This is a genomic window from Viscerimonas tarda (genome assembly GCF_054601255.1).
Map to the genome: position 1 here is coordinate 1 of NZ_BAAHWV010000026.1, position 14,056 is coordinate 14,056.

Annotated in this window: 9 protein-coding genes; all 9 read right to left on the bottom strand. The window is 44.4% G+C overall.

Features of this window, described 5'->3' with window-relative positions:
* Positions 1–274 precede the first annotated feature (274 nt).
* Entirely contained in the window at positions 275–2,092 is a 1,818-nt protein-coding gene (locus ACYPWY_RS11375) for a helix-turn-helix domain-containing protein (protein ID WP_459685649.1), read from the bottom strand.
* Between the two features lie 105 nt (positions 2,093–2,197).
* Entirely contained in the window at positions 2,198–2,401 is a 204-nt protein-coding gene (locus ACYPWY_RS11380) for a hypothetical protein (protein ID WP_459685650.1), read from the bottom strand.
* A gap of 36 nt (positions 2,402–2,437) precedes the next feature.
* On the bottom strand, positions 2,438–4,723 hold the full coding sequence (gene tamL / locus ACYPWY_RS11385) for a translocation and assembly module lipoprotein TamL (protein ID WP_459685651.1): 2,286 nt from the start codon (positions 4,721–4,723) through the stop codon (positions 2,438–2,440).
* Between the two features lie 12 nt (positions 4,724–4,735).
* Positions 4,736–5,842, bottom strand: a complete 1,107-nt coding sequence (pdxB, locus tag ACYPWY_RS11390; protein ID WP_459685652.1) for a 4-phosphoerythronate dehydrogenase PdxB — start codon at positions 5,840–5,842, stop codon at positions 4,736–4,738.
* Positions 5,826–6,524, bottom strand: coding sequence for an ABC transporter ATP-binding protein (locus ACYPWY_RS11395; protein ID WP_459685653.1), 699 nt, complete (start codon positions 6,522–6,524; stop codon positions 5,826–5,828). The genes pdxB and ACYPWY_RS11395 overlap by 17 nt, the downstream gene beginning before the upstream one ends.
* Positions 6,525–6,527: 3 nt before the next feature.
* Entirely contained in the window at positions 6,528–10,922 is a 4,395-nt protein-coding gene (locus ACYPWY_RS11400) for a translocation/assembly module TamB domain-containing protein (RefSeq protein ID WP_459685654.1), read from the bottom strand.
* A gap of 13 nt (positions 10,923–10,935) precedes the next feature.
* Positions 10,936–11,295, bottom strand: a complete 360-nt coding sequence (locus ACYPWY_RS11405; RefSeq protein WP_459685655.1) for an arsenate reductase family protein — start codon at positions 11,293–11,295, stop codon at positions 10,936–10,938.
* Positions 11,296–11,306: 11 nt separating this feature from the next.
* On the bottom strand, positions 11,307–12,284 hold the full coding sequence (locus ACYPWY_RS11410; RefSeq protein ID WP_459685656.1) for a WG repeat-containing protein: 978 nt from the start codon (positions 12,282–12,284) through the stop codon (positions 11,307–11,309).
* A 208-nt stretch (positions 12,285–12,492) separates the two neighbouring features.
* Positions 12,493–14,055 carry a M43 family zinc metalloprotease gene (locus ACYPWY_RS11415; protein ID WP_459685657.1) on the bottom strand — a complete coding sequence of 521 codons (1,563 nt, stop codon included), beginning with the start codon at positions 14,053–14,055 and terminating at the stop codon, positions 12,493–12,495.
* Position 14,056: the final 1 nt, after the last annotated feature.

The window sequence follows — 14,056 nt, forward strand, 5'->3', positions numbered from 1 at the left end:
CGTACAAACATGGTGCAAATATAGCACTTTTTGAGGCTTGCGACACCCATTTTGGTGTCGCAATTTCTGCAAATAACTGTGTATGTGAATTTTATAAATTTGTTAAAATGAAAGTGTCAAAGTCAGGAACAAAGTGGTATCACAAAATGTGATTCCCAGAAACTGCAATCACTTACTTCATCTCCCCCAAAACCCTACTCCTAACACCCTTATCCATTATTTCAAAGTAGAAATATAGGTCAACATCCGACAATTTATCTCCTTATGTTGTATATCAGTCTTTACTGTTATTCCGAAAATCGGAAGGAGACAGCCCTGTCATTTTCTTGAATGCCTGATAGAACGAAATGCGGTTCCCAAAACCGGCTTCGAGGGCGATGGCATCTACCGACATTCGGTTCATTTTTTTATCCGACATCATTTTTATGGCTTCTTTCACCCGGTACTCGTTGATGTATGTGTTGAAATTTTTTCCGGCGCTTCGGTTGATGGCTTTCGATAACTGATTTCGGTTCACATTCAGCTCTTTTGCCATGAAATCCAGTGTCAAGTCAATATTCTGAAAGGTTTTATCTTTCACCAGAAACTCATGGGCTTTTTTTGTCAATGCCTTCTCTTCTTCTGTTTCGTGGTATATTTCTTCTTCCGATTCTTCTTTTGTTGCTTCATCTGCCGGTTCGTCATCTGTTGGATCATCGTCGTCTATCTGCCTTTTGGGCGAAACTTCAGCCCAATCCTGAGCTTTTAGTACCAGCGTGCGGTAGGCTCTTTTATTTTTCCGGTAAAGGATAAGCAGAAATACAAGGGCCAATGAAACGATGACAATGACGGTAGAGCTATAAAACAACTTGTTTTTGTAAACAATCTCGTTTTGCCTTATATTATCGTCTTTTACTTTCTTCTCCATCTCGAAAAGCTCCTGCTTGGCGAGTAGGATATTCAGCGTATTGTATTTCTTTTCGAGGGCTCTGGTGGCAACTATTGCCGAATCGAGGTAGGCAGCGGCTTGTTTGGCATTGCCTGTTTGTACATAATACTTGGTCATCAGGAAATACAATTCGGAGTACAGGTCGGTATTCTTGCCCCTTTTGATATACTTTCTCGACGAATCAATCATGTATTTTGTTTCTTGCAAATTGTTCTGGGCGAAATACAATTCCCCCATATTCACCGTTACTCCCGAAGCCAACGCGTAATTATTGTCGGCCAACATGTGCGACAGGGCAGGCTGAAAATAAGTCAGGGCTTTAGCATATTCTTTTCTGCGTGCCAAACACCGCCCGATATTGCTAAGCGACAAGGCGTTGAACATCAGTTTGTCTTTCACTTGTTCGGCGCTGTACAGCGCTGTTCTGAAGTAGTGCTCGGCAGAGTCTGTTTCGCCAATGATGTTGAAGTATGTTCCCAGTATATTCCGGGCTTCGAGGTTGGAGGTGTCGAAGTAGTATTTTGGATGAACCAATACTTTTCGTAAATACGGAATGGCTGCATTGTAATCCTGAAAAAAGTAGTAGGCTTTGCCAATGCTGCAATAGATATAGTTTTTCCGGGGAAAGGAAGTTTCGGACACACCCTGCAATTCATCGTCGAGCAGATGCGCCTGATGAAAAGATTTTGCATATCTCATCGACGACCAATAATGATCGAAAAGGGCTTCCATCCCCCGGAGTTTCATCGAGGTATCTTCCCGTTTTGTTGCCGATAAAATAACTCCCTGTATCTGCCTTTCTTTTATCTCAAATTCTTTTTCGTTGCTGTTTGGCAAGAACAGTGCATCCATAAAATCGGCTTCGTACCGGAGGTTTTTGCTGTTGTATTTTTCGGAGGCAGACTCAATTTTCCGGATTTCCTCTTCCTGCTTTTCCGGGTCGAGAAAAGGAACTATTTCGGTGTAATAGTAATATATTTTATCAATAGTTTTCTCAAATCCGAGCGTAGCGTATTCGTAGAAGATAGAGTCGGAATTATAATACAGTATCTTATTGTACTTTTTCACATACACACTATCCTTTTGAGCACAAGCCTCGCTTGTGAAAAACAGAAAGAACGGAATGAGCAAAATTATGAATAATGCAGATTGTTTGTATGTCATAACTTTTAGTTGCATATTGTTACAAAACCGACCGTAAAGCTAAAATAAAATTCGGAGGAATTATAAACATTTGGGAAGAAAATCGGGGCAAATGCATGAAAAATTTTACTGCTTATGCCTTTCGGTAAAGTTGCTGATATGAGCAGGAGATTCCTCCCTTTGGTCGGAATGACGGTCTCCTTTTTGGGAGAGGGGATGAGGAAGCGGCGGCAAAGCCGCCGCTTCCCCATCCCTTAAACCACTAACAGGCGAGTCATTCCGACCAAAGGGAGGAATCTCACCCGTAACAGTAGTTCTAAAATTTTTCATGCATTTGCCCTTGGTAAGAAAACAGTATTCCTCTCCTCAAAACGGATAACCTATGGCAAAATGCCAGGCCATATCCCGATTTATCTTGGGGCGGTATATGACGAAGCGGTCGCCCTCGTTGCGCGAAGGATCGTATGCTTTCATCCCCACATCGAACCGCAGAAGCAAAAATTCCATGTCGAACCGCAATCCAAGGCCATAGGAAAGGGCTATTTCTTTATAAAAATCGGCAAAAGTGAATAATCCTCCATCCTGTTCATCATATTGCCTGATTGTCCATACGTTTCCGGCATCAATAAAGCCTGCAATCTCAATTAAATCGCTCACTTTGGTACGGTATTCGACACTCATATCCAATTTGATGTCGCCCACTTGGTTGATAAATGTCGTAGATTCATTCGGTTTATAGGCGCCCGGCCCCAGTCGGCGGGTACTCCATCCTCTGACGCTGTTGGCTCCGCCTGCAGAAAAACGTTTTTCGTAGGGCAGTATGTATGCGTTTCCATAAGGCATGGCAAAACCCACAGCAATGTTGTAGGCAAATGATTTCTGCCGGTCAAAATTCCGCGTCTGGGAAAATCCGGTCGTCAATTTTACATACTCGGCATAAGCGATTCCAAGTATTTCGCGATGACCGTATTTATTAGTTTCCAGCCGGTCATGGCTTACACGGTCAACTAAATGTGGCAGCCAGCCGGCCAAATCCACCGCTCCACGCAAGGTAAAACTATTGCGCGGATACCGGAACCCTGTTGTAGAAGTAGTATAGGTAATTCCGTAGCCGGTACGGGCAATCAACTGGTCCTGGTAAGTAGCCATCAGGATAGGATTATCCAGCGATTCGGTAAACGTATCCGACATCCACGGCATCCGGACGTAGTTGATGTCCAGAAAATCGAATGAGTGGTTCAAGCGGGCTCGTAATGTTGTCCACCTGAAAGTGTAGGTGGCATTAAAAAACTGGCGGATATATTCGGGACGTTGCTGATTGGTCAATCCCAATGAAATTTGCGTACTGGCCGAAGGAATTTCCCGCCATGTTCGTTTAATCCACGGAAACAAAAACTGCGGAAATGAAAGACTTATTTCGCCGCCGTATTCGTAATAGTTATGTCCCGATACGCTGGCGTTTTCCTTTCCGGTAATAAATTCGTAGGCTCCTTTCAGCTTCAGTCCCAGTATTTCGGCTCCGTTAAAGATGTTTTGATGCCGGTAGGACAGGCTGGGGGCAATACCTATGTCTCCCGCCGAATTGGTGCCGTCGATACCTGCCTGAAACCAGTGAATATTGGCCGGCGCCAGGGTTATCTGTGCATCAATCAGGTTGGCTGTATCTTGTTTGACGGGGACAAAATTGATGTCGGCTTGCTTGATGGCGCTAATACCGCTGAATGCCGTATAGCTGAGAGTCGAAACCATATCGGAATACAATTGTCCGGGGCGTATATAGTTGTTCCGGAGCAAGGTGGAATTTCGGAGAAAGTTGTTTCTCCCGTGAACAATTGTTATGCCTTGGCTGACAACCGTATCCGGGTTTTGAAAAAGGCGTTTGTTGTAATTGGCGGCAGCATCGTAGCCGCTTGTGATGGTAACATTTCTTATCCGGTAACGCTTATAGTTGGTGTTATCGGTACTGTTATACAGCGAGAGATACAAGTCCACCTGATTGGAATTGAGCGTAGTATCGGCCCTGTAATACAGGTTTTCTTTCGAGAAATAGTAATAGCCGGCATTGCGCAGCCGGTTATTGATGGCGATGCGTTCGGCTTCCAGTATTTCCTGATTGAAGAGGATGCCCGGCTTCAGCGTCGAGAATCGCCTCATACGGTTCAGGATACGGGCAATGGCGGTGTCGTTTATCAGATATTCGTAATTGCGGACAGTGTAGGGCGTGCCGCTGGTAATTTGATAAGTTACCGAGGCTTTTTTGTCTTTAAATTGGAGCGATGTATCGACTTTGGCCGTCAAATAGCCCCGGTTCGATAATTCTTTTTCCATTTGTCCTGCCGAAATTATGGCTTGCCGCCCGCTGAATATAACTGGCGCTTGTCCTATTTTCCGCAGGTTGCGGCTCAGCCATTTTGTGCTGTCCTGCCCTGCCAGATTGTATATTTTCAGTCTGATTTTGCCCAAAACGGCAATGCTTGGGTTGGGTTTCTGACGCACAAAATTTTCCATGCTGATGGCATCAATCGCTGTATTTGCCGATTCAATGTTGATATTGTCCAGCAAATACCGGCCTTCCGGTATATTCTTGGTCGTACTGCACGAGCTGAGTGTGGCAAGCGTCAATATCAATAGCAAATAGAAGGGCTGTTTCATTCGGCGGGGGTATTACTTGATAATGAATCCTAGATTTTTAAATAAGGCTCTATTTTCCTCACTGGCATTCAAAACGGTATAGGCTCCATACTCTCTCCGTAGCGGATATTGGCTTCTTAAAACCGAAAATTCGGTAAACCGACCAGTCAGTTTGTCATGGTCTTCGATGGGATTATAGGCCTGTAAAATAGCATTATATGCCGAGTTATTGAGGGCGATCAGGTCAATAACCGGGTTTTCTGCATCAGGGACACGAATTCCGCGTATGGCCTCCTGAGGAAGGCCAAAAAAGCCGGTCAGATTCTCGAGCGACATCCGCGAAGCATTCGCTTTTCCATCGGCAGAATAGCCTGCGATGTGTGGCGTTGCCATGTCCGCCAGCCTCATGTACTCTTCATCAATGTGGGGTTCATTTTCCCAACAATCTATGATGGCTCCCGAAATCCGGTTGTCCCTGATCGCCTTTTTGATGGCCTCGGTTTCAACAATCCCGCCACGCGCCGAATTGATGATGATGGGCTTTTTGGCTAAACGCTCAAAAAAACGCTTATCGGCCAGATGCATGGTTTTAAATTCGCCCTCTTTTGTCAAGGGAGTGTGGAAGGTGATTATATCCGCTTCCCTTTTTATGGTTTCCAAACTCACAAATTCATCTGTCCCCTCATTCGCTTGCCGTGGCGGATCGTTCAGCAATACGCGCATTCCCAGCAATCCGCAGGCCTTGGCAACCTTCCGCCCTACATTACCCACGCCTACAATTCCGATGGTTTTTCCTTTCAGTTCAATATTCTTTTTCCTCGAAATCACAATTAAGGCCGATAGTATATATTGCATCACAGCGCCCGAGTTACAGCCCGGGGCATTCCTCCAGGCTATTCCGTTCTGTTCGCAATAGGCCGTATCAATGTGGTCGAAGCCGATGGTGGCGGAGCAGATTAGCTTAACATGGGAACCCTCCAGCAGCTCTTTGCCGAAATAAGTAACCGTCCGGACGATTAAGGCATCGGCATCCTTTATGGCTTCTTTGCTAAACATGGCGCCCGGCAGGTATTCCACCTCTCCGTAATGCTCTACTATGCCTCTCAAATACGGTATGTCTTTGTCAACTATTATTTTCATGACTAATGTTGTAAAATAATGTTTCTACCGATTCTATATTTTCGCTACTTTCGTCGAAGACCAACCGGCCTTTTTTCAGTACCATAATCCGCGAAGCAATACTCTCCACCTCGTGCAGTATATGCGTGGAGAATAATACAATCTTCGATTTGCTTAAATGGGTGATAATCTCCCTCATCTCCAATTGCTGATCGGGGTCAAGGGCGTTTGTCGGCTCATCCAGCGCCAAAAAATCGGGATTGTGTATCAATGCCTGCGCCAAGCCCAGCTTTTGCCTGTTCCCTTTCGACAAAGCATGTATTTTCTTTTTATACTCGTTCTTCAATCCGAATTGCAGTATCGAATCGTCCACCAATTCCCGTCTGTTTTTCAATTGATAGATGCCGGCAATGTATTCGAGGTATTCGCGCACATACATTTCCTCCGGCAAGGGATTGTCTTCGGACAGGTAGCCAATCCTTTTCTTGGCCTCAATGGGTTGTTGCTCCATGTTGTGCCCAAAAACTTCTACTGTCCCGCTATCGGCTTGCAATACGCCGGTAATAATCTTCATGGTGGTGGATTTTCCGGCGCCATTGGCTCCCAGAAAACCGACCAGCTCGCCCGTGTTCAGCACGAAACTAATGTCCTCTATGGCCGATACATTCCGGTATTTTTTCGATATGTTATTTATTGTTATCAAAATTTATTCTGCATTTGGTGTTTCCGTCCGTCTTCTGAAAGAACGGAAAAGTAACTTTAATGTTTTAGCTTCCTTTGTATAAATTATCCCGATGCCCTGCGTGGTAGGCGCTTGCCGGTAGAATTGGTTGTTTGTTTTATTGTAGGCCTTTAGCTGCCACAATTTGCTTAACTCATATTCTATGTCAAAATCGCCTATAAAGGTATTTTCGGAGGTTACTGTCTGGTCGGTTCTGTATCCAAGATTCGTATTCAGCTTCAGTTTATCATTAAATAATCGTGTAGAAACATTTACACTCATATCCACATCCGAGAATGAGCCGTCTTGCGATGAAATATCCGTCCCAATTTCCCACTTGTCGCCCATAATATTCCTGAATGTAGCATTGAGCAAGCCCGATAAGGCGCCCGAGGCAACGCTTGTGAGCATATTGTTGGTGAAGTCCACATTGCCGTGGCTCGAATAGAACGAACCTGTGGCTATCAGGCTGGCAAAGTTTTTAATCTTCTCATCATCGGTATTGATAATGCTTTGCAGTTTTCGTTGCGTATCGTCATCGGCATCGGGCAGGCTGATGTTGTAGGTCAGCTCCATCTTCTGGATATTCCCCTTGATGCCCAGCACACAATCTACATTCACCTTAGAGGCCGATGTAAAAGCGTCATCCAACTTCTGAAGGTCGGCGCGCACTCTCCGGTAGGCGGTGATGTTGAAGGTTGTTCGCATCGGGTCGCCGATAAAATTCAATTTACTGCCTTCCTGTATCTTGAACTCAAGGGCTGCCAGATTCTGAAGCTTTAATTTCACGTTTCCATCGCTCAATGTATATTCGCCATAAGCCGTCTGTTTATCGGCTTGCAGGTCGTAGTTGAATTTGATTTTTCCGGCTCCCTTCACATGCATGGCATCGCCTGTTGCCGGATTGATAATAACGCCCAGGGTAATAGACGGAGTGAGCTCGATATTCATGTCCAGATTCAGCGGCAGCGTTGCGGCGGCGACAGGCTCAACAAAGGTTTTCGTTGTATCCTGCTGTGGCACATTGATATATACAATACTCTGATAATCGGATGCTTCCGACACATTGGGCAAAGTGATGTTGATGGACGAGTTTTTCTCGCTTTTCACGTCCATGGTAACATTCATTTGCTGGTTGTTTCCGTTGGCTTTTATGTTTCCGCTGGTCATCAGTTTGCCATAGAACAGGCTGTCGGTACGGTTGCCGGTATTCAGAATCATAAAATTCTTCAGGTCAAGGTTCAACAGGTAACCAAAATCCTTGAACTTCTTATGGCTGATTAAGGCGCTTGCAACAGCTATGTTTTTATTGTTATCCATCACTTGCAGGTCGCGGAATCCGATTCTGTCGGGGAATACCTTTATGGTATCCGATATGTGGTAGGTAACATTGGTGAAATCGACCCCTATATCCATATCGTTGAACCCAATCCAGCCTTTGGTGATGGGAGAGGATGTTTCCCCCACCAACGACATTTTCGCGCTGATACTCCCCGAAACCTTATTCAGCAGGTCCGACATAAAAGGTTGCAGCCATTTAAGGGACAGTTTCTCCAGATTGATATTCACATTCATCGAATCTTTCGAGGTGGAGACATAGCCGTTTATATTGCTCGCCAAGCTGTTCTTTTTCAATGAAGCATCGAAAAGGATGGCTTGCTGAATATTATTCCACTCGCTCCGCACATCCAAGGTTCCCAGCGAATCGCCGAATATAACAATATTGGCGAGGTTTAATCCCCTGGTATATAATTCGGGTTGAGCCAACACATTGGTAACTACAATTCCGCCATTGGCCTCCGCTCTAATGCTGTTCAGGTCAAAAGCGGTCAGTATATCGCCAATTTGCGCCTGATTGAAATAGAGGCGGACGCTATCCTCTTTCGATTCGGAGACAATGCCGTCGATGCCAAAATATTTTCGCCCGTTCAGCGATATACCGGCATTGGATATGGTGGTTCGTCCGGCGTAGTTGCTTATTGCCGCCGGTAGAATGGCGAAATTGAGGGCGCCGGAATTGAGGGTTGTCGGTAGAATGTTCAAATAAGAAATCCGCTCTTTGTCTTCGTTCTCAAAGTGTGCGCAGGCCTTTAGCTGCCCGTTGATGTCAACTGCCGATTGGTTGTTTTTTACCGTCAGCAGCGCAGCAATGGTGTCATTTGATATTATTATACCGACATCCGCGCCAATAGAACCGCCTTCTTGCAGCAAATTGGCCTTGGCGTTAATATTCACCGCTGAGAGCGAATTGTCGATAGTCAACGCAATACCTTTAATTTCATTTTCGCCGTAGCGGATGTAGGGCATATCTCCTGTCAGGCTTATCCGGTTGTCGATGGTATTTATACCGGCCTTGATGTTCGCCTGCTGCACAACAGTAACAGGCAAAGCAAATAACCGGCCTATATCTTCGCTGTTTTTAACAACGATGTCCATCTCGAAGTTGTTCCGGTATTTTTTCAGTTTCTTATTCTCTGCAAAAAAATTGGGGAGATAGGCGTGCATTCTGTTTTCCAATTCATCGTAGAGGCGCATAAAATCGTACTCTCCCGTAATGTTTGCATCCAACAAGGGCGATTTCAGCGTGATGTACCGGCTTGCCTCCTGGTTTATACCCGATTCGAGGCTGAATTTCCCGGGCTTATAATCAAAGCCCGTCCCCCATAGTCTCAGGGTGTCGATAACTACCTGTCCCTGTATATCGTTTATGTTATTGCCCTTCAAATCACCATTCAGGCTCAAGGTAAGTTGAGGGTTTTCCCATGCGGTATTTTTATAGAAGTGGTCAGTCTTCAAATTGTGTAGCTTGAGGTTGAATTTGATTTCGGGATTTCGTCCCTGTGTCATACTCCCTTCGGCCAGAATTTTACCCATGGGCAGGTTGGTATATAGCCATGCCGAAATACCGGCAGGGTCGTACTTCCCTTTGAAGCGGATGTCTTTAACTGTGCTTTCCTGGTATTGTATCGCATCAATTGCGCCGTCCAGTTTCAGTTTCAGATCTTTTATGGATGCCAAATCAATGTTGACATACATGCTTAGCTTTTTCAAACCGGCATCCTTGCCTACAAAAGGGATGAGATTAAAATTCTGTGTACGGAGGGATGCCTTGAGTTTGAAATCGGCGAATGTTGTATCCGTAGCAACATGTCCCGTTAGCTGTATTGCCCCCTGATTTGTCCATGCATCGGCGGCGATATTCATGTTGTTCAATCTTCCATCCATTGAGCCTTTTAAATGAAAATAATCAATCGAAGAAAAGATGCCGGGGTTGACGTAGGTAGAATCGCCAATTCGGGCTAGCTGTTCTATTGCCTTGGGACTTACCCTAAAGTTGTTGATGGAAAGATTGATTTTGCTCTGTCCATAATCCTGCCAGCCGTCAATAGACGCGTTGGCTTGCAAGTCCAAATCTTCTCCGTAATTCAACGAAAGCCGTTCCACGTTAAGCGCCGACCGTTTTCCCGAAATCTTAGCGTTCAATGCCAGCTCGTTTTTCAGGCTCTTTAATTGGGGCATGAGGGGCAATAAATCTTTTGGCAGTATGGCTGATTTTAATTGCAGGTTGAGGTCTTTGGTAATCAGGTTATGGTTCAGCTCGCTAATCTCCAGGGTGGAGGAGGGGAGTTGCAATGCTATTTTTTTACTTTCGAGTTTGAAAGCCTTTAATTGCACTTCGCCCTCCAAATTGGTAATAGTCAGCCCCGATTTTTCTTTCAATGACAGGGACTTGGACGAAATCTCAAAATTACCGGCATCGACAATAACCGCTAATTCGGCATTCAATTCGTTGACCGACAGGTGCGAAACATTGAAGGTATCGGGCGTTTGCAGTTCGGACAGTACATCGTAGTTAATCCGCGTGTTTTGGATACGAATATCACCAATATTGATCTTCATCGGATTGCTGACCGGCTTGGGTACCGTATCGGAGCTGGCAAAGGCATCAATTAAAAACTGAAAATTGAAGGTCGAACCCGGACTTGCCTGCGAAATGTTGATGGCGGCATTGTCCAGCTTCACGGCATTTATCTGCAATTCGTTGTTAATCAGCTTCCATAAATTGAATTTCAGCTCCAGTTTGGTTGCATACAGCAGTGTATCCTTACTCCGGTCTTCGATATAAACGCCTTGCAGACGGATGCTGTTAAACAGCCCTATCTGGACTTTATCAATCGAAATTTCGGTATTGACAAGAGGTTTGATTTTGCTGATGGCAAAGTCGATGACTTTTTCCTGTACGGCAGGAATGGATAGCAGCACGTAGAGCAAAACGTGCAGACCCACGATTCCGAGGAGTATGCGGCAGGTTATTTTAAGAATTTTCTTCAGAAGAGAATTCTTTTGGGGAGGCGTTATGTCTTTTTCTCCTTCGGGCATGGCAAAACCTTGTTTATTTGAATAGTTTTGTCCATTCTTCTTCGTTAAAGCCAATCACGACGAAATGATCCCCGGCCACAATCGGGCGTTTTACCAACATGCCGTTGGAGGCAAGGAGCGCGATAAGTTCTTCGGCGGATGCCGTGTTGATTTTATCTTTCAAATGAAGTTCTTTGTACAGATTACCCGATGTGTTAAAGAATTTTTTCGGGGGCAGCTTACTCCATTCTTTCCATGCAGTCAGTTCCTCTTTTGTCGGATTATTTTCAACAATCGGACGGCTGACAACGTTAATGCCGTTTTCTTTTAACCAAGCTGCCGCCTTTCGGCAGGCGCTGCATTTTGAATAGCAGATAAATGTTAAATTCTCCATAGAACATTGTTTTAATGCCGGCTTCCTGTTACTTCTTGCATCGTGCTTTCTTTTCCCGTAATATCAACAAGCATCAATTTTCCTCTTTTCTCTACAAAGGCATATCCGGCTGCCGAGAAGCGGCTGATGTTATCGTAAATAGGCGGTATCACCAATCCGTTGGTGGTAATAAACCCGTTCAAATTTCCTTTTCTGACGGCAATTACGCCCAATTCGTCCTGGGTGAATACTATTTTGTCGTAAGTGGCCGGAATGTATTGCTTGTTGATAACGAATCCGTATTTGCCTTCTTTTTTCACGGTGATATAGTAAATGCTTGTCGAACAATCTATTTCGTCCAGTACCGGGTCGGCAATTGATTTGCCGGACAAATCGAGAAGCCCCAGTTTATTTTCGATGCTGACCTTGTACATATTGCGCTGAGGCAGTTTTTCGAGCGAATGATACTTGTCGGGAATGACCGTTCGCCCCAAATCGTCGATAAGGCCTACATTCCGGCCATTTCTTGTCAGGAATAAATTGTCTGTCAAGTTCGTAATTTCGTCGTAACTGACCGGCGCCACAATGGTCCCGAATTTAGTTGTCAATCCCTTTCGGTTATCCAACCGGATAATGTATAAATAATCGGTTAATTGGTCGATCCCTGTATATTCGATGGGCAAAACCGGCCGGTTAAATTTATCGACAATACCCCATTTGCTATTCTTCAGAACCATAAACTCATCGTTGCCGAGGTTTTGAACGTCCTGATAAACAGGCGGAAGCATAATCTGACCGGCTTTGTTTGCAACGCCAATCTTTTTAGCCAGTTCAATCAGAAAATAATTATCGGTCAAAGGATAAATGTAATCGAAAGATGCCCGGATGATAACCTTATTTTTATCGTCTTTTAGCCCGAACTTATTGCCCTTCTCAAAAATAGAAACCTCCTGAGCAAAAACATAAGCGCCCCAAACTACAAATAAGCAAAACAACAATCCTTTTCTCATCTACAACAGAAATTTAAAATTACCCCAAAGATAGGGAATAAATGAAAAACCAGGAAATAATAAAATAATTAATGAGAATAATGTGCCAATATGCCAATGGGAATAATGTAGAGACGTGGCGCGCCGCGTCTGTATGGCGATATGTAAAAACCGCATTCCGAATACTATTCGGGATGCGGTTTTTATAACGTACGACGAGCGTTTCTGCTTACTTTATCACCACCTTTTTGGTAGCAACTTCCTTGCCCATCAACAGCCTGACGTAGTAAATACCCTGGGGTAAATCGGACCGGTTAATGTTTACCGCCTCCGCATCGCAGCTGGTTTTGCCCAGCATACCGCCCGAGGCATTGTAAATCTCCACCGTGTAGGGTTGTACCTCGCCCGTTATTTCCACCGTGAAATTCCCGTCGTTGGGATTGGGATATACGGTGAAATCGAACTTTTCGCTTGGATTTTGTGTGGTTACTGCTTCTTCCAGCGAGGTGGCTATTTCGGGATCATCTACAACTTTGGCAGATAGGAGGCTGGGGGAAGCTTGTGCCGCCGTGATGGTAACGTTGGAACCTTGTTTTGCCCAGAAATCGGGGCCGATGGTTACGCCGTTTTGCGAATTGATATGGACGGTCGTATTGGCATTGATAGTCGTGTTGGTTATATTGATGGTGCAGCCGGTGATGACAAATTTTCTTATTCCAAATACATTTTCGAAAGAATTTGGGTAGGTTCTATTGATGATAATTGTTTGGGGACATTCCTCTGTCAGATATTCTGCCGTTGCTAACATTTCTTTTCTAACGCCTGTCTCTGCGTCAAAAATAGCTCTCATGCGTACAACTTGTCCCTCCGTAAACAAATTCATACAAGCATCATCGGTATAATCCATATAGTTCATAAACATAATGCCGGGACTTGATGGTGTGCAACAATCTGTTGTTGGAAAAGACGGGCAATCATATTTCATAACAGACTGATTGGGAGTATCGTCAACGCCGTCGCTACCATTGCAATGACATCCAAAATCTCCATCATCCCCCCATATATGCCGTAGATTCAGCCAATGACCGACTTCGTGGGTTGCTGTTCGTCCTTTGTTGTATGGAGCTACAGTGCTTCCGTTTCTTCCAAAACAATTAGAATGAATAACTACACCATCTGTATTTGGCGACATTCCAAATTCACTCGGAAATTGTGCATATCCTAATAAATCTTGTGAAGATGTCCGCCAAATATTACAAACCCAGATATTTAAATATTTATTGGCATCCCAAGCGTTCTGTCCACCCGTAGAAGAAAATTTTACGCCATCGTTCCCTGCATAAAATTTAGTTTGAGTGGTTGACGTGCGAGTGATACCGGTTGTCGGGTTTCCATTAGGGTCAATCTTGGCCAATTTAAATTCAATATTAGCATCTCCTGCAATATTAGCAAAAACAGCAGGTGTATTTGTCCTATCAGTATTTAGCCGTCGAAAATCCTCGTTCAATACTTGTAGTTGAGAATTAATTTGCGCATCACTAATATTTTGTGCGCTTGTATTATATACAACATGCACGACAACAGGAATGATAATTGTTGCTTGAGACATACCCCGAAAAGTAGCGCTATCCAAATGCGTTTGCATTTGATTTTCCAATGCCATAATTCGTAGATACCTTGCAGTGTCTGTTTGTTGTATTTCGGCAATATTTAATTCAGAACCGCATGTTCTTTGCCCATATACATGAATACACAGGACAAACATAAATATATTGAAGATTAAAAATTTCATA